Consider the following 22,757-nt stretch of genomic DNA (forward strand, 5'->3'; position numbering starts at 1 on the left):
GGTTAGGCAAGACCGGCGAGCGTGGTTTGCGCCGCGAGATCGGCAAGGGCGGCGACATCTCCGAAATCCATCGGATCGATGTTTTCGGCGAGCGTCAGGACGCCGTGGACGCTGGCCCAGAGAATTTGCGCGGCAGTGTCCGGCGCCATTGGCTTCAGTAAACCGGCCTCGATGGCGACCGCGACCTGGTCGCGAAAGATGTGGAATGGCGCGAAGAGCGTGGCACTCCTGCCAAACTCACCGAGCTCGCCGTGGTCGTTCTCAAGGAACATGGTGCGAAAGCGTGGGCGATCCTCGAGGGCGAACGCGACGTAGGCACGAGCCATTTGCAGCAGGCAATTGCGCGGATCGGCAACGTCTCCGGCGATCCGCGACAGCTCCGAGTACAGCGCGCCAATCGACTCCGACCAATAAGCCACCATCAGCGCATGCTTCGTCGGGAAATAACGGTAGAGCGCACCGGCGGTCAGTCCGACCTCCTTGGCGAGCTGCCGCATGGAGAAAGCGGCATAGCCACTCTCCGCCACCAGTTTGGCCATCGCAGCCAGCAGGCGGACACGCGTCGCATCGAGATCTTCATCGGACAAAGGGGGACGTGGCATCGGCGCCTCTTTCGCTATACGCGTTCAATAAACGCGTTCACGAAAAGAGGCAAGAGGCTCCGGTGCCCATTTTTGCGATGGTTAAGAAGATGGAGAGAGCCACCTATCCTTGCAGGATATCCGCCAGCGAGGCGTTGCTTTCCTCGGTCTCCGACAGGTCGAGCTCGGCCTCGATTTCCTTGAGGTGGTCGATCATCAGCGCCTTGGCGCGCACGGCGTCGCCGCTGACGATGGCGTCGGTGATGAGGCGGTGATGATCGACGCCGCAGAAATGGACGCGGTGGCGGCGGTAGAGCAGGATGGTCAGCGAGGTGCGAGCCACCAGCTCGCGCAGCAGACTGTAGTAGAGCTCATGGTCGGCCATTTCGGCCACCAACAGGTGATATTCGCCCGACAGGCGGATGGCTGCCCTGTGATCGCCGCGCGCTTCGGCATCGGCCTCGGCGGTGAGCTGATCGTCAAGGCGCACCCTCCAGGTTTCCGACCGCGCCTTAACCGCCCGCTCAACGATCGCCCCCTCGATCAGGCAGCGCGCCTCGAAGGTCTCACGCGCTTCGCGCGGCGACGGACTGGCAACGAAGGCGCCCCGGTTCTTCTCGATGTCGACAATGCCCTCGTGGGCCAGTTGCTGCAGCGCCGCCCGCACCAGCGTGCGCGAGGCGTCGTAGACCTGGCCGATCTCGTCTTCGCCGAGCTTGGTGCCCGGTAGCAGCCGATGCTCCAGGATGGCCATCAGCAGGCCGTTGCGGATGCGGGAAACCCGGTCGGGTGTGCCGGTCGACGACGTATCTGTTGCCATGATTCCTGACACGTGGAGGGCCGCAGCGACGCGGCGAGAAGCCCCTATCGTAGCCAAGGAAATTGCATCCCTCAAAGGATAATTTTGTATACGATCAATTTTCTTATGTATTCAATATGCCAGAAAATCGGGCGGAATTTACGAATGTGACCAAATTCTAGTCAAACTACGTATGCACGCCCGGCGCCGACAAAACATTGATATGAAATGGTTTTTTAAGAAGCCCCTCACAAATCCCTCTGGCACGGCTCTTGCGAAATCGTAAACGCCGCTCCGCAGACCAGCCAGGGGGTCAGATGCCGAATCCAGCCGCGCTCGAATTGGTGGCGCTGTCCAAGCGCTACGGCGCGACCACCGCCGTGGACACCATCAACCTGCGCATCGCCGCCGGCACCTATTGCTGCCTTCTGGGACCTTCCGGCTGTGGCAAGTCGTCGACCCTGCGCATGATCGCCGGCCACGAGGCGGCCAGCGACGGCGACATCATCCTCGGCAATCAGAACGTCACCGACCTGCCGCCGGCCCGGCGCGGCACGGCCATGATGTTCCAGTCCTACGCGCTGTTTCCCCACCTCACCGCGCTCGATAATGTGGCCTTCGCGCTCAAAATGCGCGGCGTCGACAAGATAACGCGGCGCGGCAAGGCCGGCGAGCTGCTCGAACTCGTCGCCATGACGCCCTATGCCGGCCGCCTTCCGACCCAGCTGTCCGGCGGCCAGCAGCAGCGCGTGGCGCTCGCCCGTGCCCTGATCACCGAGCCGCAGATCCTGCTGCTCGACGAACCGCTGTCGGCGCTCGACCCCTTCCTGCGCATCAAGATGCGCGCCGAGCTGAAGCGCCTGCAGCGCGAACTCGGCATCACCTTCATCCACGTCACCCATGGCCAGGAAGAGGCCATGGCGCTGGCCGATCTCGTGGTGCTGATGAACGGCGGCCGGATCGAGCAGATGGGCAGCCCGCGCGAGGTGTTCAACCGGCCACGCACCGCCTTCGTCGCTCGCTTCATCGGCGGCCACAACGTGATCGAGGCCGGTAGCGGCGCCATCGCCGTGCGCGCCGACAAACTGGCGCTGTGCCCCGGCCAGACCGAGCCGGGCATCGCCGGCACCGTCACAGATGTCGAATACCAGGGCACCTTCGTACAGGTCGTCCTCAAGACCGAGGCCGGCGAAGAACTGATCGCCCACCTCGGCGAGGCGGCCTTCGACGCAGCGCCGGTCACTGTCGGCGACAGCGTCATCGCCACCTGGGACGACACCCAGGCGCATGTCCTTGAGTAACGAGTCAGGCGGCCGCTGCCGCCTGGCAGGAATTCCCTTTTCGTAAGAACAGCAACGGCTTGCGGATCAGGGATCGGGCTACCGCGGCTCAGGGATTAGCCGCTGGATGGACCGCCATCGCCGACCTCCGAGGAGGCGGCCCAAAGGGGAGAACACGAACTATGTCTGAGACCACGACCACGCTTTCCGCCGGCCTCAGCCGCCGGTCGCTGCTCAAGGGCGCCGCCGGCGTCGCCGGCCTTGCCGCCGGCTCGGGCGTCATCACCGGCTTTCCCTATATCAAGGCCTCGGAAGAGAAGGTGCTGCGCTACCTCGGTACCGCCGTCAACGAAGGCGATGCCATTTCCAAGAAGTGCTTTGAGGATACTGGCATCAAGATCCAGTACATCACCGCCACCACCGACGACGTGACCAAGCGCGTGATGACCCAGCCCAACAGCTTCGACGTGCTCGACACCGAGTATTTCAGCCTGAAGAAGCTGGTGCCCTCCAACAACATCCTGCCGCTCGACGCCAAGAAGATCAAAGAGTTCGACAACATCACGCCGGTGTTCACCAAGGGCGAGCTGCCCAACGGCAAGAAGATCGGCAACCAGGGCACGGCGCCGTGGAAGGTGCTCTACCTCGAAGGCCCCGATTCCGACGTCTTCGCCACGTCGCCGACCGAGTGGGTCACCCTCATCCCCACCGTCTACAACGCCGACACGCTGGGCATCCGCCCCGACCTGATCAAGCGGCCAATTTCGAGCTGGGCCGAGCTGCTCAACCCCGAATTCAAGGGCAAGGCGTCGATCCTCAACATCCCCTCGATCGGCATCATGGACGCCGCCATGGTGATCGAGGCGACCGGCCAGTACAAGTATCCCGACAAGGGCAACATGACCAAGGCCGAGATCGACCTGACCATGAAGATCATGACGGAAGCCAAGAAGGCCGGCCAGTTCCGCGCCTTCTGGAAGGACTTCAACGAAAGCGTCAACCTGATGAGCTCGGGCGAGACCGTCATCCAGTCCATGTGGTCGCCGGCCGTCACCAAGGTCCGCTCCATGGGCATTCCTTGCGTGTTCCAGCCGCTGAAGGAAGGCTATCGCTCCTGGGCCTCGGGCTTCTGCATGTCCAAGGGCGTCAAGGGCCAGAAGCAGGAATGGGCCTACGAGTTCATCAACTGGTTCCTGTCGGGCTTTGCCGGCGGCTACCTCAATCGCCAGGGCTACTATTCGGCTGTCCTCTCCACGGCCAAGGCCAACATGGAGCCCTACGAGTGGGCCTATTGGATGGAAGGCAAGCCGGCCGAAAAGGACATCAAGGGTCCCGACGGCACGCTGCTCGAAAAGGCCGGCGCCGTGCGCGATGGCGGCTCCTATGAAGACCGCATGGGCAACGTCGCCTGCTGGAACTCCATCATGGACGAGAACGACTACATGGTTCGCAAATGGAACGAGTTCATCGCCGCATAGCCTGACCCGAAACTCTACTGGGGCGGGCATCTAGCTTCGAGTTCTGCGCTTCCGGTGCTCACGGGCCTTAAGCCCGCTCCGCTCCGGTTCTCGAACTCATCGCCATCTGCCGCGCCCCAGCGAGTTTCAAGCCAGGCTCTGACGTCGCGATACCAGCTTGGTTCCTCCCCGCTTGGGAGGAACCACCCCGGCAAATCCTTTCAATGAAAGCCGCCGCCATGCAGGAAAACTCGGCCCGCTCCTCCTTCATAGCCTGGCTGCAGGCCGGCCCGCTGGCGCTGGTTTTCCTCGCCTTTTTCGTGCTGCCGCTGTTGTTCGTCGTTATCGTCAGCTTCTGGGATTACAACGACTACCAGATGCTGCCGATGCTGTCGGGGCGCGGCTATACCGACAGCTTCGAGGGCTGCCTTGCCGAGCTGCCCGGCCTCTGCACCATCGCCAAGACCTATCTGCAAACCCTGAAATTCTGCGCCATCGTCTGGGCGGCGACGCTGGTGATCGGCTTCACCGTCGCCTACTTCCTCGCCTTCGAGGTGAAGTCCAAGGAGTGGCAGATCATCCTCAGCCTGATCTGCACCATCCCCTTCTGGACCTCCAACGTCATCCGCATGATCGCCTGGATCCCGCTGCTCGGCCGCAACGGGCTGGTCAACTCGTTCCTTCAGGCGATCGGCGCCATCAACGAGCCGCTCGACTGGCTGCTCTATTCCCAGTTCTCGGTGATCCTGGCCCTCATCCACCTGTTCACCTTCTTCATGGTGGTGCCGATCTTCAACTCGATGATCCGCATCGACCGCTCGCTGATCGAGGCGGCCTATGACGCCGGTGCCAGCGGCTGGCAGACGCTGTGGAACGTCATCGTGCCGCTCTGCAAGCCCGGCATCGTCATCGGCTCGATCTTCGTCATCACCATCGTCATGGGCGATTTCGTCACCGTCGGCGTCATGGGCGGCCAGCAGATCGCCTCGGCCGGCAAGATCATCCAGACCCGGCTCGACGCCCTGCAATTCCCGGCCGCCGCCGCCAACGCAGTGATCCTGCTCGGCGTCACCTTCCTGATCATCGCCGCGCTGACCAAGCTCGTCGACATCCGCAAGGAGCTCTGACCATGATCGAAGGGCGCTCGAAAGCCTTCTGGTTCCTGGCCTTCTTCTTCGGCCTCTACGTGCTGTTTCTCTACGGGCCGATGATCGCCATCTACATCCTGTCCTTCCAGGGACCGCAGGGCGGCCTCACCTTCCCGATGAACGGCGTGTCGCTCACCTGGTTCGCCAAGCTCTGGCAGGGCAACGGCATCATCGACATCGGCGCCTCCTTCACTCGCTCGCTCGGCCTCGGCGTGACGGTGATGGTGCTGACGGTGGTGATCTCGGTCTCCGCCGGCATGGCCTTCCGCCGCCGCTTCGCCGGCCAGGCGCTGCTGTTCTACGTGGCGATCGCCAGCCTGATCGTGCCGTCGTTGATCACCTCGCTCGGCATCGCTTTGGAGTTCCGCCTGCTCGACGACTACATCATCAACCACTTCGGTGACTGGGGCCTGCAGGACATTGCCGACAACTGGCAGACGGCCATGGGGCTCTACACCTCCGGCCTCGGCGCCCATCTCACCTGGACGCTGCCCTTCGGCCTGCTGATCATGTTCGCCATCTTCAACCGCTTCGACCCGCGCCTCGAGGAAGCCGCCCGCGATCTCGGCGCCACGCCCTGGCAGACCTTCCGTCACGTGGTGCTGCCGATCATCGCCCCGTCCGTGGTCGGCATCGGTCTGTTCGGCTTCACGCTGAGCTGGGACGAACTCGCCCGCTCCAGCCAGGCGATCGGCCCGGTCAACACGCTGCCGCTCGACCTGCAGGGCCTGACCACCACCGTCACCCAGCCCGACATCTACGCCTTGGGCACGGTGATCTCGGTGGTGTCCTTCACGGTGATCCTCATCGCCGTGCTGACCATCCGTGTTCTGCAGCGCCGACAGGCCGCGCAAGGCTCAGACGCCGGAAAGGGCATGGTGTGAGCCGATGCGCATTCACGTGGTCAACCCCAACACCACCGAGGCAATGACGGACAAGATCGCCGCCGCCGCTCGCGCCGTGGCCGCCGTCGGCACCGACATCATCGCCGGACAGTCGCCCATGGGCCCTGCTTCCATCGAAGGCTATTACGACGAGGCGCTGGCCCTGCCCGGCCTTCTCCAGGCCATCCGCGCCGCCGATGCCGAGGGGGCCGACGGCCATGTCATCGCCTGCTTCGACGACACCGGCCTCGACGCCGCCCGCGCCGTCGCCACCGCGCCGGTCATCGGTATCGGCGAAGCCGCCTTCCATGTCGCAACATTGGTCGCCGATCGCTTTTCGGTGGTGACGACGCTGTCGCTGTCCATCCGGCCGATCGAGCACAACCTCTCTCGCTACGGCCTCAAGAGCCGCTGTGCCCGCGTCCGCGCCGCCGACGTGCCGGTGTTGTCGCTCGAAGAGCGGAACCCCGCCGCCTGTGCCAGAATTTCTCGCGAAATCGACGCGGCCATCGCCGAGGAAGGCGCGGAGACCATCGTGCTCGGCTGCGCCGGCATGGCCGATCTTGCCGCCGAGCTGTCGGCCCAGCACGGCCTGCCGGTCATCGACGGCGTCGCCGCCGCCGTCGGCCTCATGGAAACGCTGGTGCGGCTCGGCCACCGCACCTCGCGCCTCGGCGCCTGGCGCCCCTCGCCGCCCAAGCCCTACGCCGGGCTGCTGGCAGATTTCGCACTTTGATAACAAAGATCGAGATAGGCGTTGGCCACCCGTTCGTTGATGTCATCAGGCACGGGAACGACGCAGCTTGCCGCATCGACACGCCGCAGCGCCACCGCCTCCAGGCAACGGGCCTGCAAAGCGAAGCCGAGATCCATCGACTCGATGGAGTTGCCGAGCGGACGCGCGCCGGCCAGATTGACCATGTGCCCCTCGGCGATGATGTGGATCGTCCGGCCATCCCTGAGCTTCAGGCTGGCCATGCCGTCGGAAAACACGTCGGTCGCGACGACTTCAGAACTACCGGTAAGCGCGGCATTGTCGATCTCCGTCGGGAAGTGACCGGCGTTGGCGAGAATGACGTTGTCTTTGAACAGCGGCATGTCCTTGTCCCCGAGGATGCGTCCGCCGCCGGTGACGGTGACGATCAGGTCGGCGCTGACGATCGCCTCGTCCCGCGGCGGCGTGTCGTAGCCGTCGAGATGGGCCTGCAGGCGCTTCAGCGGATCGCGATCGACGACGCTGACCTTGGCATGCGCGCCCTTGAAGTTCAGCGCTACGCCGCGACCGCAGGCGCCATAGCCGAATACGGTCACCCGCTGGCCGTTGGTCACCCGGTTGGTGATGCGCATGTAGGATTCGAGGACACTCTGGCCGACGGCGTGTTCGTTTTCGGCGAACTGCTTGATCGGGCTGTCGTTGATGACGAGGATCGGCAGGTTGAGCGAGGACCGCAAGGGTTCGAGCCGCGCCCGGCCGGACGTCGTCTCTTCCGTGCCGCCAATGAGGTTGCCAGTCGGGGCCTGCCGCCAGAGATCGAACAGGTCGCCGCCATTGTCGAGCAGAATGTCCGGCTGGCTCGCCAGCACTTCCCTGAGGAATCCCTGGTGCTTGATGGAATCGCGCGTCGCCTCGCCGATGACCGTGATGCCGCGTTCCCTGAGGTAGGCAACGGCGTCGGCTTGGGTCGTGTTGAGATTGCCCGTTGCCACCAGCCTGGCACCACCGTCCTTCAGCGTGAGCAGAAGGGCGACGGTCTTGGGCTCAAGATGGATGCCGGTGCCGATGGTCATGCCGGCAAACGGTCGCGTTTCACGAAACTCCGCCGCGATCTGCCTTAGAAGGCGGGTGTTCGCCCCCACCCATTCGATCCTGTTGGCCATGGGACTTCCTCCGAAGTTGCGATGTCGTCGATCGACAGTCAAACGTATGACTAGACCAACTCCCTCCCTTGAGTCAAACGTATGACTTACCTGTTCACAAGGGATGCGTCCTTGGGATATGTCTCTGTGGAGGGCAGCGGGCGAAGAGGAACGAGCGTGGCCGGGAACGACAAGGCGAACCTGCCAGTGACGAGCCGCGACGTGGCACGCGAAACCAACGTTTCGCAGTCGACGGTCTCCCTCGTCCTGAACGGCAAGGCCGAGGGACGTGTATCCCAGGCAACCCGTGAGCTCATTCAGGCAACCGCCGCCCGCCTTGGCTACCAGCCGAACGTGTCGGCCCAGATGCTCAGGACCGGCGTCGGCAAAACGCTGGCTTTCGCCGTTCCGGATATCCAGCAGCCGTTCTTCGGTGAGGTGTTGGTAGCTGCCGAGGTCGCGGCCCGCGAGAAGGGCTACTCGGTTCTGCTGGTTGACACGGCCACCGATCCGCTGTGGAGCGAGCGGCTGGTCGGCATGATCCGCAGCCGCCTGATCGCCGGCTGCATCACCTACACGCCCGACGCCGAGGCGGAAGCGAAGTTCGCCGACGTCGCCGACCGCATCGTCATGGTCGAGAGCGAAACGCCCGGCCTTTCGGGCGTCGACCTCACCATCGACGCCGCCATGAAATCGGTGGTCGGCCATCTCGCAGGGCTTGGACACCGCAAGATCGGTCACTTCGCCGCGCTCTATCCCAAGCTCACCTTCCGCAGTCGCCACGCAGCCTTCCTGGCGGAGATCGAACGCATCGGCCTGACCACCGATCCCCTATGGCACGCCGCATCGACCTTCGAGATCGACGCCGCGACCGAAGCGGCACGGCAGTTGATCGCCACCGGCGTCACGGCAATTGCCTGTGACGACGATCTCCTGGCCGGGGCGGCCTATCGTGCCGCCCGGCAACTCGGCCTCTCCATTCCCGACGATCTGTCGGTGGTGGGCTTCAACGACGTCGAACTCGCCCGTTTGCTCCATCCCGAGCTGACCACCGTGAACATCCCCGCCGACCGGCTGGGACGCGAGGCGATCAGGCGCCTTCTGAGCAAGCTCGACGGCAAGAGCACGCGGACCAAGCCGACGATGGTGGAGCTCAGCCTCATCCTGCGCCAATCGACGGCGCGACATGGCAACGGCTAAGAGTTCCGGCTTCTGACCAGGGGCCATCTGGTGGGATGCCGGGTGATGAGCGGCTTCCAAGGCGCCCTAAACATCTCACCGCAAATATACTTCTATGAATTGCGAAAACTGCATACGGCCCGTTAGGGGAGTATCAATAAGCGCAATGCCAGAATATCCAAGCTAAACCGCTCACAACCAGCTTGGGGCATCCGGTTGCCACCCAAATATCCTGAACCATTTGCTGGCACAGATGCCGTTCGATCGGGTCGCGTCGTCCGACCCGGCGAGCACTTCATGCAGATATATGGCGTATGAGGGGCTTTTATGCATGAAGTCCTGGCCCTCACCCAAAAAGAGCTTCGCGGCGATCGCCATATCTACTTGATGATAAGCGCCTACGTTATTCTCGCCAATGCGATCCTGCTCCCAGCCGGCCATATATTTGCAAGTATTTACCGGGAGTACCTTCTCACCCTGGTGATACTCAACATACTGGTTTTCCCAGGCCTCATCATGGTCGGATTACTGGCGAGATCCCTGCTGGACGATCCGCGCCACCCGACAGCCTGGTTTCGAGCCCGCTGCGACAACCGCCGCATGGCACGCATCCTGGCGGGCTATGCGCTGCTTCTGGCCCTCGTTCCTTTCATGGCGACATTCACGGCCATGAAATCCTTCATTGGCCTCCACGGCTTCTATGCCGACATCCCGCTTGCCGATTTCGACCGCTGGCTGCACTTCGGCACCGACCCGGCGTTTCTCCTCCATCGCATCCTTGACTATGGCTCCGTCTGGCGCCTGTTCGCCTTCTTCTACGGCCCCGGCTGGCTGCTGTGGGTCGGCGGCTTCGTCTTTTGGATGGCGGTGGCAGCCCCCAGCCGTCAGATCCGCAAGCGGTTCTTCATTGGCTATATCTTTGCCTGGGTGATCCTCGGCAACGTCGTCGCATGGCTCGCCATCAGTGCCGGCCCGGCCTTCTTCGCGGAGGTGACCGGTAACAAGGATCGCTTCGCCTCGGTGCTTGCAACGGTCGGCGCACATACGCTTTCGGACGGCAGAGGCATTCGCGACCTGCAGACCTATCTCTGGGGTCTCTACGTGTCCCATTCGTCCGGCTTCGGCATGGGAATTTCAGCTTTTCCAAGCCTGCACGTGGCCATGATGACGCTCTGCGCCCTCGTCGCTGCCGAAATCGATCGGATCCTGGCCATCGCCGGCGTCACCATCGTGATCCTGGTGCAGATCGGCTCGGTGCTGTTCGTCTGGCACTATGCCATCGACGGCTATTTCTCGATCATCGTTATGGTCAGTTTCTGGCTGGTGTTGTGCCATCCCGCTCTACTGGGCCGGACGTCGACCGTTCAACCTCATGCCGCATCGCCCGGCTGAGGAAACTCAGCCGGATCGACATGGGCTTGCGCGACGCAAGCAAGAAGTCACTACCTCTGCGCCACCTTGGCCGTGAAGGTCGTGACGTTCTCTTTCAGCACGTCGGCCTGCTGGACCAACTCGTGGGAGATTGAAGATATGCGCTCGGCCGAGACGGTGGTCTTCTGGCCCGCGCCGATCAGATCGCCGATCGAAGCGGCGATATTTTCGGACGACTTCGAGACACCCATCGCCGAGCTGGCGATGTCGGCGGTCGCCGCCGACTGCTGCTCGACGGCGACAGAGATCGCCGTGCCGATGCGTGCCACTTCCTCGACCGTCTCGGTGATGCCGGAGATATCGCTGACCGATTGCTGCGTTGCCTGCTGGATGGCGGCGATCTGGCTGGTGATCTCCTCGGTCGCCAACGCCGTCTGAGAGGCAAGCGATTTCACCTCGGCGGCGACAACGGCGAAGCCCCTGCCTGCCTCGCCGGCCCGCGCCGCCTCGATGGTGGCGTTGAGCGCCAGAAGATTGGTCTGGGCAGCGATGGAGGAAATCAGCTCCACCACCGAACCGATCTTGTCGACCGCGTCTGAAAGCCCCTTCACCGACGCCGCAGTGCGACGGGCGCCGTCTACCGCCTTGGAGGACACGTTCAGCGACGCCTCGGCCTGGCGACCTATTTCGCCGATCGAGGCATGCAACTCCTCGGTGGCGGCGGCGGTTGTTGCAATACCGTTGCCGGCTGCCTGCTGCGACACCCGAATGCTGTCGCAGCGGGTGATCACCGACGCCGCCTGCGCCTCGAGTTCGCTGGAGTTGACGCCAAGGTCGGACGTCATTTTGGCCAGCTTGCCGAGCATGGCATTGATCGAGGCGTCGAAATCGCCGATCGCCGCCTGCACACGATCCTGCCGGTTGGAGATCTGCTCGATCAGCGTCTCGCCATAGACCGAGACCGCGATATCCATGTCGAGCAGTATGGCCTTGGTGACCGCGCCGATCATCCGCGCCGCCTTGGGGCCCGATAGGCGGGCGTTTCGGCCCAAAATGACGGCCACTTGCTGCAACACGTCGTTGTAACCGGCGATATACCAATGCGGCTCCAGCCCGATGCGGACGTGCGCGAGGCCGACGCGGTGCACGCTCTCGAAATAGTCCTTGTCGAAGCGGGCTGAAAACAGCCGCTTCCAGTGCTCGTATTGTGCTTTCTTCAGGTGGTCGATATGCCCCCGCATCAGGGCGGCCAGCTTGGGTTCCCGTTCCCAACGCCTGTAGAAGGCGGTCAGGATATCAGCCATCTGATTGTCGAGAATTGCCCAGACGGCACGAATATCGGAGCAGGCCGCGTCGTCGATGGCATAGGCCTTTGTGTGGCCCTCAAAAACGTCCAAAGCAGCCATGCAACCCTCCGCAAGTCCGATAAGGGATTTCACGAATCCATAACTTCATTCACTATCTATGCGCGTGATTTACAAATTCTGAATCTCCGTGGGCAGCCGATTCACTTTTAGGAGCATATCCAGCAGAGCTGCGCGTCGGGCAGGCGTCTCGAGGCACGTCTCGATAGCCACATCCTTCCAGCCAGCCAGATCGCCGGCGCGATCGAGGATGCGAGCCTGTTCCTCTATTTCCCGCGGTGCGCCAGCGAAGCTCTCAATTTGTGCGCCCTCATCGACGAGGCAAAACATGGCTCGCCGGAAACCGTGATTTTGCTCGCCCCGCCACCACGCTATGGAACAGCGGTAGCGAAGACGATAGGGTCGGACCGATCGAAACAAGCGGCTCCTCCGCCTGAAGGAACTCAATCATGACACCCGTCGCCGGCATACTCTATCCGCCCGGAACGGACATCGACACCCTGCTCGCCAGCATCGCGCGTACCCTTGCTGCTACTGGCGCGCGAGTCGGCGGCGTGGCGCAGGTGCGTGACCCGGAGAAGGGGCTCTCGCTCCTTGATCTTTCCAGCGGCGCCATCCGGCCAATCACCCAGAACCTCGGGCCGCTGTCCACCTCCTGCAAGCTTGACACCTCGATCATGGCCGACATTGCCGCGAATCTGGAACGGCAGATCGACGCCGGTCTCGACCTCTTGATCCTCAGCCGCTTCGGCATAAGGGAAATCGAGGGCGGCGGCTTCCGCTCGCTGTTCGGCCGAGCGCTGCTGGCGGGCGTTCCGCTTCTCGCGGGCGTCCGCGTCGAGCACACCGCCGCCTGGGCAGCCTTCCATGGTGGCCTCGGCACCGACCTGCCGCCGGACGAGGCCAGCGCGTTCGCCTGGGCAAGGGGCGCGACCGAAGGCGATCGCCAGCTCGCCCAAGCGGTGAAATAGCCGCAGAAGTCCCGAAACTTGTCGGCAGTGCTCTAGGCGGCAGCGTGTGCCGAATAGTCCATGCGCTCGAGATCCTCGACCAGGCCGGGGCCAACCGGCTTCCAGCCGAGCCGCTGGCGGGTCAGCTCGCTCGACGCCGGCAAGTCAAAGCCGGCAAACAGGGCGAACCAGCCGAAATGCGCCTGGGCCTCCTCTGGCGACAACGATTTCACTGGCAGGCCGAGACCGGCTCCCACGACCTCGGCAATCCGACGCATCGGTACGCCCTCCTCGGCCACCGCATTGTAGCGCTCGCCGCGCCGCCCCTTGTCGAGGGCGAGAGCGTAGAGCTTGGCAACATCCGTGACATGCGCCGCCGAGTAGCGATTGGCGCCATCGCCGACATAGGCAACGACACCCTTCTCGCGACTGATGGCGAGGTAGGGGCTGACAAGCCCTTGCTTGACGGTGTCGTGCACCTGCGGAAGACGCACCACGCGGACGTCTACCCCTGCCTCCAGCGCCGCGTTGCCGGCCTCCTCGGAGGCAATGCGCGGATTGCGATGCGCGGTGTTGAATACTGTCTCGATGGCCGGCGCGCCATGCCCCTGCTCGCCCATGCCGACGCCCGAGGTAATGATCAGCGGCCGGTCTGAGCCCTTGAGGACGTCTGCCAGCGCGCCGATCACCCGCCGGTCCTTCTCACAATTCTCGACGAACCGGCTGAAGTCGTGGTCGAAGGCGGTATGGATCACCGCGTCGGCCCCGGCAGCGCCGGCTCGGATGCTGTCGAGATCCTCAAGAGCGGCATGGTGGACGGCCGCATCGGCCGCCTTGAGGGCCTCGGCGCCCCGCTCGGAACGCGTCATGCCCAGAACGTCGTGCCCGGCCGCCAGAAGCTCCGGCACGATATGCGAACCGATGAATCCCGTCGCGCCCGTCAGAAATACACGCATCGCAGTACTCTCCGCTGTTGTGATGCGATGAGACTAGCGGATGGCTTTCACGGTAAAAGTAGTGACCTTATCGGGGTATAACGCCTAACAGGGTAGCGGCGGCCGGCTCGGTTCATCCGGCGAGCCTTGCGTGGCACTCCAGCGGGATCTTCCTGAAAGCACCAAGATCACAGGCATGTCGACGACCTGGGATCGCTGGCTATGCTCCAAACAGGCCGTTCGCCATCAAGGGCTTCCAAAGCCTCGCTCCAGCCTGGCGCAAGCCTCAATGTCAAAAATGACAGGAGGCGGAATTCCCGCCTCCAACCTTCGTCCCGTGGCATGAGGCTTCGGCTCAATCGGTTCGGCGCGAACATGACGATCGCGGCGGAACGCGATGCGAGGCTCGATCATGGCAACCGCTCGTTCCCCGAACAAGTTTCCCGAGGCCGGCTTGGGATTCCTGGGCGCAGACGCGATGCCCGTCATTACGAGCCCTGCCCGCTTGAGCTATGCCATCGCCGAAGCCAGCGCCTCCCTTCTCGAGGACATCGCAGAAATGCTTGCCCCCTCCGCCGAGCCGGTTGCATTCAGCTCCGGAGAAGCCGCCATCGCCGTCGGCTGGAGCTACATCGACGACCTCGAGAATTGCGTATCGTCGGTCAACACTGCCCTCCAGGCTGCCAATTCCAAGTCCGTCGAGATTGCCCGCGCCCATTTCGGCAACGGCATCGCCAATCGCGTTCGCCTCATCAATGAAACAGCGCTCGACGCGGCGCGATACATGCTGGAGTTCAGAATTTCCTCGATCGGCCGCGCCTTCGATATTTTCGGCAAACTCGTCGAGACGGACGACGCAGGCAACCTCTGTACGGGCCTGTTCACACTGACTTACGACCACGGAGACTTCCGCGCGACGGTCAGCAGCGACCAGCAGGCCTGGATCATCGAGAACGAGAAAGCCCGCCAGGTGTCGGTCCGCGAAGTCACCGCCGATCTGGCATGGGGCAAGCTGCGACCGTAGCGATCTTGACTTACCCTGACCACCGGTCAGGAAGGCCTATTTCCTTATCTCGCACATCACCTGCGCACCGAAGTCCATGGTCTCAGTGGTGACGTCAGGAACCTTCAGATCGTCTCCCGGTGGCCCACCCAAACGAAAACCGCGCCCTTCACTTCCGTGAAGAACGCGATTTTCCAACTTTCACAAATTCATCCTCACTCGGCGGCGATCGGCATGCCGTCGGGGCCGAGCAGCGTGGGCCTAGGGCCCGGTTGCACCGAGGACGTCACGAGATGCGGACGGGTCGGAACGGTCGGCTGCGGCTCGGCGTGCACGTCAGCCTGCTCGGACGGCTCGTCGGACTCATTCGGCGAGGCGAGCTTGCCGAACAGCCAAGCGACGAAGCGGTTGAGCCGGTTGATCATCAGGTAGAAGGACGGGATGAACACCAGCGACAGCACCGTCGACACCAGGAGGCCGCCGATCACCGCCACCGCCATCGGCGCCATGAACTCGGCGCCCTGACCGGTGCCGCGCGCCGCCGGATACATGCCGGCCACCATGGCGATGGTTGTCATGACGATCGGGCGGGCGCGCTTGCGGCCGGCGTCGATGATCGCTTCGGCTTCGCTGAGGCCGTGCTTCTGCCGCTCCACCGCAAAGTCCACCAGCATGATGGCGTTCTTGGTCACGATGCCCATCAGCATCAGAATACCGATGATCACCGGCATCGACACCGCGTAGCCGGTGATCAGCAGCGCCGCCACCACGCCACCGATCGACAGCGGAATGGAGCCCAGGATAGTGATCGGCTGGAACACGCTGTTGAACAACAGGATCAGCACGATGAACACGATGGTCAGGCCCGAGATCATCGCCACGGCGAACGCCTCGAAGATCTCGGCCTGAATTTCGGCGTCACCGGTGTTCTGGATGCTGACGCCAGCCGGGAAGGCTTTCACCGCCGGCAGGGCGTTGATCCGGTCCAGCCCCTGACCGGAGGTGTAGCCCGGCATCATGTCGGTCCCCACCTTGACGAGGCGCGACCGGTCATAGCGGTCGATGGTCGACGGTCCCTGGCCGAAGCCGATATCGGCCACCGCCGATAGCGGCACCGGCGTGCCCGAGGAAGTCGGGATCTTCAGCGCGGCCAGCGTCTCGATATTGCCGCGCGCGGCGGTGTCAAGCTCGACGCGCACCGGGATCTGCCGGTCGCCGTCGGTGAACTTGGCAAGGTTGCTGTCGACATCGCCGACGGTGGCGACGCGCAACGTCTGCGACAGCGCGTCCGTCGACACGCCGAGGTCGGAAGCGATGTCGGGACGCGGCGTCACGCGGATCTCCGGCCGGGCGAAGGACGACAGCGCCGACGGGTTGGAGAACATCGGGTCGCCCCGCATGTCGTTCTCCAGCGCCGCCGCCGCCTTGGCCACGGCGTCGCCGTTCTTGCCCAGCACGCCGACGGTCGCCTCGCGGTCACCGCGCTCGTTGACGAAGAAGAAGCGGATGTCGGGAATGGAACGCAGCACCTGCTGCACCTTGTATTCCATCTGCTTCTGCGTCTGCGTGCGCTCGTCGCGTGGCACCAGGTGAACGATGACGGCGGCGCGGCGTGTTTCCAGCGTGCCGGTCGGCGAGGTGCCGCCCATTACGAACACGCTCTTCACTTCCGGGAAAGCGTGCATGCGCTGGCTGATGCCGTCGGTCACGCCCTGCGTGTCGTCGAGCGTCGAGCCCGGCGGCAGTTCGATGGAGGTGACGATGCGGGCCTGATCGCCAGGGGCGAACAGCTCGGTCGGCAGCTTAGAGGCGAGCCACATGGCGACGAAGAAGGTGATAAGGCAGGCAATGATCGTGATCGCCGGCATCAGCGGCACGCGCAGCACGTGCCCGCGCACCCTGAGCCTGGGCGACCACAGCGTCACTCTCAGGAAGGCGGTATAAGCGCGCACGAAAGGACCGCCCTCGTGCTCTTCCGGGTGCGGCCGGGTGAGCCAGGCCGAGAACAGGGCGAAGAACACCACGCCGACCGCCACCCACAGCGCGGTCATCTCGCCACCGGAACGGGTCAGGAAATCGACGGTGGCGTCGACGCCCTCGAAGATGCCGGACTTGTCGCCCAGCGGGCCGTGGTCCTTCAGCCAGTTGATGCCGAAATAGGCGAGCACGCCGAGCGGCACGAACCAGATGAGGCGACGCAGCGCCGTGCACACGAAGCCGCGATAGACGGGCCGGCCGTCTTCGCCGTCGCCGGTGTAGGGCGTCTTCATGAAATAGGCGGCCAGCATCGGCGTGATCAGGCGGGCAGTGAGCAGCGAGAAGAACACCGCGATCGCCACGGTCAGGCCGAATTGCCGGAAATACTGGCCGGGAATGCCGGGCATGAAGCTGACCGGCGAGAAGATGGCGATGATGGTCGTCGAAATGGCGATCACCGCAAGGCCGATCTCGTCGGCCGCCTCCACCGCCGCCCGATAAGGCTTCTTGCCGGTGCGGATGTGGCGGACGATGTTCTCGATCTCGACGATGGCGTCGTCGACCAGGATACCGGTCACCAGCGTGATGCCGAGCAAGCTCACCATGTTCAGCGAGAAGCCCAGGATGTCGAGCGCAAAGAAGGTGGGAATGGCCGATAGCGGCAGCGCGATGGCCGAGATGATGGTGGCCCGGATGTCGCGCAGGAACAGCAAGACGACGATGACGGCGAGCAGCGCGCCCTCGATCAGCGTCTTCATCGAGTTTTCGAAGCTGTTGTAGGTCTGCACCGTGGAATCGTCGATGCGCTTCATCGACACGTTGGGATATTCTTTGCTGAGCTTGTCGACCACCTTGCCGACAGCCACCGACACGGAGGCGTCGCTCGCTCCCTTGGCGCGGTAGATGGCGAAAGCCACCGCCGGCCGGCCGTCCAGCCGGGCGAACGACTTGGGCTCGGCCCAGAGGTCGACCACCTTGCCGACGTCGGACAGGCGGACGTTGCGGCCGTCGGCGAGCGGCAGGCGCGTCGCCGCGAGATCGGCGATCGAATGGGCGCTGGCCAGCGTGCGCACGGCCTGCGTCTGGCCGCCCACCTCGCCTTTGCCGCCCGAGAGGTCGATATTGACCGCCTTCAGCGCCGAATTGACCTGCGCCGCGGTGATGCCGAGCGCCATCAGCCTGTCAGGATCGAGCTGCACCTGGATCTCGCGCTTGACGCCGCCCATGCGCTCGACTCGGCCGACGCCGCTCACCGACTGCAGGTCGCGGATCACCTTGTCATCGACGAACCAGGAGAGTTCCTCCGGCGTCATAGCAGGCGATGCCGCGGCATAGGTGATGATCGCTTGGCCCTCGACGTCGATGCGGCGGCTCACCGGCTCGTCGATCGTGCCGGGCAGTTCGCTACGGATCTCGGCCACTGCGTCCTTGACGTCATTGAGCGCCCGGTCGGTGGCAACTTCCAGATTGAACTCGACCACGGTGGTCGATACGCCGTCGGTGATGGTCGATGTGATGTGGCGCACGCCGGAGATGCCGGCGAGCGCATCCTCCACCGGCTTGGTCACCTGCGTTTCAAGCTCCGACGGTGCCGAGCCTGAATCGGTGATGGTCACCGAAATCAGCGGCAGGTCGATGTTCGGCATCATGGTGATCGGCAGCTTGGCGAAGGAGTAAAGCCCCAGCGCGATCAGGCAGACGAACAGCAGGATGGGCGGAACGGGATTACGGATCGCCCAGGCGGAAAAATTCCAGTTCATCCCTTCACTCCCGCGCCTTCGATAACTTGCGGCTTGACCTTGTCGCCGCCCCTCAGGAACGTCCCGGCCTTGGAAACCACCAGCTCGCCCTCGGCAACGCCGTCCTTCACTTCGATCAGGCCGGCATCCGTGAGGCCGGTCTTGACCTTGCGCGTGTCGACGACGCCGTCTTTCACCACCTGCACGGTCGGCACGCCGTCCTCGTCGGTCACCGCCGTCACCGGCAGCACCAAGCCTTCGCTATGGGCAACCTCGACGGTGCCGCGCGCAAAGGCGCCGACGCGCAGCTCCTCACTGGCCGGCAGCGCGATGCGTACCTTGCCGAGGCGGGTCGCGGCGTTGATCTCCGGCTGCACCAGGCGGACAACGCCCTTGACCACGGTGGCCGATCCAGAGGGTTGCACCGCCACTTTCTGGCCGACCTTGAGCTCGGGCAGCAGCGTCTCGGTGACATCGGCGTCGAGTTCGATGTCGCCATTCTCGGCAATGACGAACAGCGGATTGCCACTGGCCGCAGCGACCTGCCCGACCACGGCGTTACGGCTCAGGACGAGGCCGGCGCGCGGCGCCTTGATCTCGGTCTTGGAACGGCGAAGCTCGAGCTCGGCCCGCTGCGCCTCGATCAGCTTGCGTCCGGCCTCTGCGGAGGCCAGAGTCTGCCGGGCAACGGCGACCTGGGCGTTGGCCTGATCGGCCGCCAACTGCCGCTGCTCGAAGGCTTCCTTGGCGATGGCATTGGTCCCCACCAACGCCTGCCCGCGCTCCAGCGCTTTGCTGGACTGCGTCGCCGATGCCTCGGCGGACGTGATCTGGGCGCGCGCCTGAGCGATCTGCGCATCGGAAGAAGCGAGCTGCGAGGTGTTCTGGGCCAGTTGCACGTCGATCGTATCGACGGCGAGACGCGCCAGCACGGCGCCTGCCTCGATCCGATCTCCGGCGTCGACGGCAATGCTTTCGATCTTGAGGCCCTCGACGCCCGGCGTCACCAGAACCTGCTCGCGCGCCACCAGCGTTCCGGTGACGATCACCTTCTGGCTCAACGCCTGTCGGTCGGCTTTGACGACACTGACCGTCGGCACCACCTCCTGCGCGGCAGCGGCGGATGGTGTAGCGGCAGCCGCCGCTTCCTCAGCCAGCGCCGGAAACGTTACGATATTGCTGGCCAGCAACGCACCGGCCAAAGGCATACCCCAGAACTTCATGACGCAACGTCCCCGTGGCCGGTTCGTGCCGGCCCTAAAGCATGACCAAAAGTTAATCCGCGATGACATGTGGCTTCACCCCTGCGTTTCCAAGGGGCGAGGCGACGTCGACGCTTCATTTTCCAACACCGCGGTGACAACGCGCGACAGGATCGTCTCCGCCCGCTCGACGTCGTAGTCGGGATTGAGACCCATGCGCAGGATGACGCCGTCGGCGAAGGCAACCAGCGTCATCATGATGGTGTCGATGTCGGCATCGGCGGCGATCTCACCCGTCGCTTTGGCGCGTCTGAACACCTCGTGCATCAACTGGCGGTTCTCTTCTTCGCATTTGGCGAAAAAGGCACCGACCGCCGTGTTGCGCATGCTCTCGACGTAGACCTCCAGCATCATCTGCACCGCCCGGCGGTCGCGCATGGTCTCGATATAGGTAAGGCCGCAGCGCAGGAGACGGTCGTGCAGCGAGCCGGGTTCCAGCATCACTTCCAGGATGCGCCGGCCGGCACATTGTTCTTCCTCGGCGATCGCCTCGATGATCGCGTCCTTGGAAGCGAAATAACGGTAGAGTCCGCCAGGGCTCATCTTGGCCTCGGCGCAGATCTCCTGCATCGACGTGCGATGGAAGCCAGCCCGAGAGAAGCAGGTGCGCGCTGCATCGAGGATGCGGGCGCGCCGCTCGTCCTGATGCGCCGATAGCGTATGAGCCGCATTGAAGTTCATGAAGCCCCCCGAGCCCTCGCAACCGCGACAAAATCGACCGCCGCCTTGCGGCAGAACATAAAACGACAAAAAGCGAGAGGGCATTTCCAGCGAAGCCTCTATTTCCGCCGACCAAGCCCTCATCGTGCGAACGAACGTTCGTTCGCATAGAATTGTGTCTGGCCTGCGTCAATACAAGAGGGATAGCCGGCTGATCGTTCACCCCCGATCACCGATACCTGGCGATTTGGCAGAAATAGAGTGACTTGTTAGCTAACAGCTTGAGGCGACTTGGAATTGTTGCCGGCTCCCGGAGAATGCCAATCGCACACCGGCGCCTCTGATCGAATACGGATATCAACAGTCAGCTTTGTTTTTGACTTGCGATGCTGTGAAATCGGGTTCATGCTCCCTCCTGTCAACAACAAACGAAAGGAGGTGACCGGTGAACTTACGCAATCGATCCTCGATTGAGGCAAGAATTCGCTGGACAATAGCTTCCTTGAGTGACCTCCAGTTCTAGGAATTGCCTACCTGTCGGTGCGACAACCCATGAATGTCGCACGAAGACTGATGGTCCGGCCCCTTTACTGCTATGGGCGCGATGATCATCAGATCGAGGAAGCGCATGCCTCGTTTCATCCCAACCGGATGGAGCGGGGCATGTTGCCATGTAAGTCGCTACATTCAACTTCCTGTGAACTGGGCCGGCCTCGTCTCTCCCCGCCAGTCCTGACGCAGGGAAACCAAGGAGGCGGCGCTCCTCCGTAGCCCCACGCCGATCGGCGCCGCCCCGGACTTGTGGTTCAAGTGCAATGAAACGAAACGCCGGCCATCGCGACCGGCGTTTTTGTTTTGAAAAGATGCAGCCGGCTTTCTCACCGCCAGAGGTATCACGCCCAGCCGAGCTGCCTCGCCTGCGAGGCACTGTCGCGTACGCCATGGCGGCTGGCGATCCGATCGCCGTCCAGCGTGAACCATTCGATGGCCGTCAGCTCGAAGCTCTTGCCGGTAGCCGGAAAGCCGCGGAAGGGGGCGACAGATGTGCCCGTTTCCTTGAAGCGGACGGCGACCACGTCGCCCTCCTCGATCATTTCCTCGACGGTGAGGTGCATTTCAAGCGCTGCGTGCAGATCCTTCCACACGGGCATGGCAAAATCCACCGACCCCTTGCCGACCACGCCATGGATGGCGGCGTCCGGCGTGAACAGCGACGCAAGCCGCTCGAAATCCCCAGCATTCATGGCCTCGACATAGTTCCACACGACTTGTTTTCTGGCACTGATGTCCGACATGGTTCCTCCTGAGATGCCCGCCGACGGCAGGCTCCGACGCCGGTGCATCTAGACGAAACGCCCGCCCCCAACGAGCCGCACGCTTGCAGTTCGGTTCTGCGTTGATGCAGAATGTGGGCATGTTCGATTGGAACAACCTCCGCGCTTTCATCCTCACCGCCCGTCACGGCTCGACGCTGAAGGCGGCGCGGGCGCTCGGCGTCAATCAGACCACCGTCATGCGTCGCATCGGCGACCTTGAGGGCGAGCTGGGTCTCAAGCTGTTCCACCGGCATCAACAAGGCTATCGCCTCAGCGCCGACGGTGAGGCCTTGCTGCCTGAGGCCGAAGCTATGGAGCGTCAGGCCAATGCGCTCCTCGGCAAGGTGGAGGAACACCGCCGCCAGCTCTCCGGCACCGTCCGCATCACCGCAACGGAGCTGGCCGTCGCACGGCTCGTGGCGCCGGCCGTCGCCGCGCTGCGCGACAGACACCCGCACATACGGATCGAGATCGTCGCCACCGATGCCCGGCTGGATCTTGCCGCCGGCGAGGCCGACCTCGCCATCCGCGCCGGCGGCGCCGACGAACGGGATGGGGTGATCAGACGGCGGATCATGGACTCGGTCTGGGGCATCTACGCCGGCCGGTCCCTCATCGAAAGGCAAGGAGAGCCACGCTCGGAAGCCGACGTCGGAGCCTTCCCGATCATCGCCGGCGACGGCACCATGGCAGCCACGGCACCCAACGTCTGGCTGTTGTCGCAGGCCGGCAATGGCAAGGTGTCCTATCGGTCGAATTCGGTGTCAGGCCTCACCGCCGCGACCAAGGCCGGCATGGGCCTCTCAGCCCTGCCCGCGCTTGCCGCGTCGCCCGAGCCGGACCTCGTCCTCTGCCGCGCCCTGCCGAGCTTCGCCTCGCCCGTCTGGCTCTGCTACCACGAGTCCCGCAAGGACGATCCGCTTCTGCGCACTGTCGCCAGCTTTCTGGGGGATTGGATCGGCGAGATGGGCGGAAGGTGATCCTTCCGCCCTGAT

19 protein-coding genes are annotated in these 22,757 nt (G+C 63.6%); 10 read left to right on the plus strand and 9 right to left on the minus strand.

Annotation, left to right across the window (positions count from 1 at the left end; translation table 11 throughout):
• Positions 1-2: 2 nt before the first annotated feature.
• Together G522_RS29005 and G522_RS0114125 are read right to left on the minus strand one after the other, a co-directional pair.
• Positions 3-602, minus strand: coding sequence for a TetR/AcrR family transcriptional regulator (locus G522_RS29005; protein WP_084633183.1), 600 nt, complete (start codon positions 600-602; stop codon positions 3-5).
• Between the two features lie 103 nt (positions 603-705).
• Entirely contained in the window at positions 706-1,401 is a 696-nt protein-coding gene (locus G522_RS0114125; protein WP_026791607.1) for a GntR family transcriptional regulator, read from the minus strand.
• Between the two features lie 296 nt (positions 1,402-1,697).
• On the opposite strand from G522_RS0114125, the gene G522_RS0114130 reads away from it, so the two are divergent.
• The 5 genes from G522_RS0114130 (at position 1,698) to G522_RS0114150 (ending at position 6,885) form a co-directional block, all read left to right on the plus strand.
• On the plus strand, positions 1,698-2,681 hold the full coding sequence (locus G522_RS0114130; RefSeq protein WP_026791608.1) for an ABC transporter ATP-binding protein: 984 nt from the start codon (positions 1,698-1,700) through the stop codon (positions 2,679-2,681).
• A gap of 161 nt (positions 2,682-2,842) precedes the next feature.
• Positions 2,843-4,138 carry an ABC transporter substrate-binding protein gene (locus tag G522_RS0114135; protein ID WP_026791609.1) on the plus strand — a complete coding sequence of 432 codons (1,296 nt, stop codon included), beginning with the start codon at positions 2,843-2,845 and terminating at the stop codon, positions 4,136-4,138.
• Positions 4,139-4,341: 203 nt separating this feature from the next.
• Positions 4,342-5,244: an ABC transporter permease gene (locus G522_RS0114140; RefSeq protein WP_051228632.1), complete on the plus strand. Its 903-nt coding sequence runs from the start codon at positions 4,342-4,344 to the stop codon at positions 5,242-5,244.
• A gap of 2 nt (positions 5,245-5,246) precedes the next feature.
• Positions 5,247-6,149, plus strand: coding sequence for an ABC transporter permease (locus G522_RS0114145; RefSeq protein ID WP_026791611.1), 903 nt, complete (start codon positions 5,247-5,249; stop codon positions 6,147-6,149).
• A 4-nt stretch (positions 6,150-6,153) separates the two neighbouring features.
• Entirely contained in the window at positions 6,154-6,885 is a 732-nt protein-coding gene (locus G522_RS0114150; RefSeq protein WP_026791612.1) for an aspartate/glutamate racemase family protein, read from the plus strand.
• On the opposite strand, the gene G522_RS0114155 is transcribed toward G522_RS0114150, so the two are convergent.
• Complete coding sequence (locus G522_RS0114155) at positions 6,852-8,027, minus strand: adenosylhomocysteinase (RefSeq protein ID WP_026791613.1); 1,176 nt, start codon at positions 8,025-8,027, stop codon at positions 6,852-6,854. The genes G522_RS0114150 and G522_RS0114155 overlap by 34 nt on opposite strands.
• 156 nt (positions 8,028-8,183) lie before the next feature.
• Here G522_RS0114155 and G522_RS26880 point away from each other — a divergent pair, with 156 nt between their 5' ends.
• Both G522_RS26880 and G522_RS0114165 read left to right on the plus strand, forming a co-directional pair.
• Positions 8,184-9,206 carry a LacI family DNA-binding transcriptional regulator gene (locus tag G522_RS26880; RefSeq protein ID WP_036839388.1) on the plus strand — a complete coding sequence of 341 codons (1,023 nt, stop codon included), beginning with the start codon at positions 8,184-8,186 and terminating at the stop codon, positions 9,204-9,206.
• A 579-nt stretch (positions 9,207-9,785) separates the two neighbouring features.
• On the plus strand, positions 9,786-10,577 hold the full coding sequence (locus G522_RS0114165; RefSeq protein WP_169453525.1) for a phosphatase PAP2 family protein: 792 nt from the start codon (positions 9,786-9,788) through the stop codon (positions 10,575-10,577).
• 50 nt (positions 10,578-10,627) lie between these two features.
• On the opposite strand, the gene G522_RS0114170 is transcribed toward G522_RS0114165, so the two are convergent.
• Positions 10,628-11,962, minus strand: a complete 1,335-nt coding sequence (locus tag G522_RS0114170; protein WP_026791615.1) for a globin-coupled sensor protein — start codon at positions 11,960-11,962, stop codon at positions 10,628-10,630.
• Between the two features lie 407 nt (positions 11,963-12,369).
• Between G522_RS0114170 and G522_RS26885 the strand changes: the two genes are divergently transcribed.
• Positions 12,370-12,891: a DUF2478 domain-containing protein gene (locus G522_RS26885; RefSeq protein ID WP_051228634.1), complete on the plus strand. Its 522-nt coding sequence runs from the start codon at positions 12,370-12,372 to the stop codon at positions 12,889-12,891.
• A gap of 32 nt (positions 12,892-12,923) precedes the next feature.
• Here G522_RS26885 and G522_RS0114185 read toward each other — a convergent pair whose 3' ends face one another.
• Positions 12,924-13,826 (minus strand): SDR family oxidoreductase, encoded by a 903-nt coding sequence (locus G522_RS0114185; protein WP_026791617.1) that lies wholly within the window; start codon positions 13,824-13,826, stop codon positions 12,924-12,926.
• A gap of 457 nt (positions 13,827-14,283) precedes the next feature.
• Here G522_RS0114185 and G522_RS29010 point away from each other — a divergent pair, with 457 nt between their 5' ends.
• Positions 14,284-14,829, plus strand: coding sequence for a hypothetical protein (locus G522_RS29010; RefSeq protein ID WP_156886938.1), 546 nt, complete (start codon positions 14,284-14,286; stop codon positions 14,827-14,829).
• 194 nt (positions 14,830-15,023) lie between these two features.
• Here G522_RS29010 and G522_RS29015 read toward each other — a convergent pair whose 3' ends face one another.
• The 4 genes from G522_RS29015 to G522_RS0114210 form a co-directional block, all read right to left on the minus strand.
• Positions 15,024-18,545 carry an efflux RND transporter permease subunit gene (locus G522_RS29015; RefSeq protein ID WP_084633185.1) on the minus strand — a complete coding sequence of 1,174 codons (3,522 nt, stop codon included), beginning with the start codon at positions 18,543-18,545 and terminating at the stop codon, positions 15,024-15,026.
• A complete protein-coding gene (locus tag G522_RS0114200) occupies positions 18,542-19,747 on the minus strand; it encodes an efflux RND transporter periplasmic adaptor subunit (protein WP_051228635.1) in 1,206 nt (401 codons plus the stop codon). Before G522_RS0114200 ends, G522_RS29015 begins: the two co-directional genes overlap by 4 nt.
• A gap of 75 nt (positions 19,748-19,822) precedes the next feature.
• Positions 19,823-20,467 (minus strand): TetR/AcrR family transcriptional regulator, encoded by a 645-nt coding sequence (locus G522_RS26905; RefSeq protein WP_051228636.1) that lies wholly within the window; start codon positions 20,465-20,467, stop codon positions 19,823-19,825.
• A gap of 872 nt (positions 20,468-21,339) precedes the next feature.
• On the minus strand, positions 21,340-21,741 hold the full coding sequence (locus G522_RS0114210; RefSeq protein ID WP_026791620.1) for an ester cyclase: 402 nt from the start codon (positions 21,739-21,741) through the stop codon (positions 21,340-21,342).
• 83 nt (positions 21,742-21,824) lie between these two features.
• Between G522_RS0114210 and G522_RS29020 the strand changes: the two genes are divergently transcribed.
• Positions 21,825-22,742 carry a LysR family transcriptional regulator gene (locus G522_RS29020; protein ID WP_051228637.1) on the plus strand — a complete coding sequence of 306 codons (918 nt, stop codon included), beginning with the start codon at positions 21,825-21,827 and terminating at the stop codon, positions 22,740-22,742.
• Positions 22,743-22,757 lie beyond the last annotated feature (15 nt).

It is taken from the genome of Pleomorphomonas oryzae DSM 16300 (assembly GCF_000422965.1).
GTDB classification, from domain to species: domain Bacteria; phylum Pseudomonadota; class Alphaproteobacteria; order Rhizobiales; family Pleomorphomonadaceae; genus Pleomorphomonas; species Pleomorphomonas oryzae.

What these genes read in the sequence shown, in the direction of transcription:
- G522_RS26885 (WP_051228634.1), top strand. Translation starts at nt 12,370, where the DNA reads ATGACACCCGTCGCCGGCATACTCTATCCGCCCGGAACGGACATCGAC.
- G522_RS0114130 (WP_026791608.1), top strand. Translation starts at nt 1,698, where the DNA reads ATGCCGAATCCAGCCGCGCTCGAATTGGTGGCGCTGTCCAAGCGCTAC.
- G522_RS29005 (WP_084633183.1), bottom strand. Translation starts at nt 602, where the DNA reads ATGCCACGTCCCCCTTTGTCCGATGAAGATCTCGATGCGACGCGTGTC.
- G522_RS0114125 (WP_026791607.1), bottom strand. Translation starts at nt 1,401, where the DNA reads ATGGCAACAGATACGTCGTCGACCGGCACACCCGACCGGGTTTCCCGC.
- G522_RS26905 (WP_051228636.1), bottom strand. Translation starts at nt 20,467, where the DNA reads ATGAACTTCAATGCGGCTCATACGCTATCGGCGCATCAGGACGAGCGG.
- G522_RS0114210 (WP_026791620.1), bottom strand. Translation starts at nt 21,741, where the DNA reads ATGTCGGACATCAGTGCCAGAAAACAAGTCGTGTGGAACTATGTCGAG.
- G522_RS0114155 (WP_026791613.1), bottom strand. Translation starts at nt 8,027, where the DNA reads ATGGCCAACAGGATCGAATGGGTGGGGGCGAACACCCGCCTTCTAAGG.
- G522_RS0114170 (WP_026791615.1), bottom strand. Translation starts at nt 11,962, where the DNA reads ATGGCTGCTTTGGACGTTTTTGAGGGCCACACAAAGGCCTATGCCATC.
- G522_RS0114140 (WP_051228632.1), top strand. Translation starts at nt 4,342, where the DNA reads ATGAAAGCCGCCGCCATGCAGGAAAACTCGGCCCGCTCCTCCTTCATA.
- G522_RS0114185 (WP_026791617.1), bottom strand. Translation starts at nt 13,826, where the DNA reads ATGCGTGTATTTCTGACGGGCGCGACGGGATTCATCGGTTCGCATATC.
- G522_RS0114145 (WP_026791611.1), top strand. Translation starts at nt 5,247, where the DNA reads ATGATCGAAGGGCGCTCGAAAGCCTTCTGGTTCCTGGCCTTCTTCTTC.
- G522_RS0114165 (WP_169453525.1), top strand. Translation starts at nt 9,786, where the DNA reads ATGGCACGCATCCTGGCGGGCTATGCGCTGCTTCTGGCCCTCGTTCCT.
- G522_RS29010 (WP_156886938.1), top strand. Translation starts at nt 14,284, where the DNA reads ATGCCCGTCATTACGAGCCCTGCCCGCTTGAGCTATGCCATCGCCGAA.
- G522_RS0114150 (WP_026791612.1), top strand. Translation starts at nt 6,154, where the DNA reads ATGCGCATTCACGTGGTCAACCCCAACACCACCGAGGCAATGACGGAC.
- G522_RS0114135 (WP_026791609.1), top strand. Translation starts at nt 2,843, where the DNA reads ATGTCTGAGACCACGACCACGCTTTCCGCCGGCCTCAGCCGCCGGTCG.
- G522_RS29015 (WP_084633185.1), bottom strand. Translation starts at nt 18,545, where the DNA reads ATGAACTGGAATTTTTCCGCCTGGGCGATCCGTAATCCCGTTCCGCCC.
- G522_RS0114200 (WP_051228635.1), bottom strand. Translation starts at nt 19,747, where the DNA reads ATGAAGTTCTGGGGTATGCCTTTGGCCGGTGCGTTGCTGGCCAGCAAT.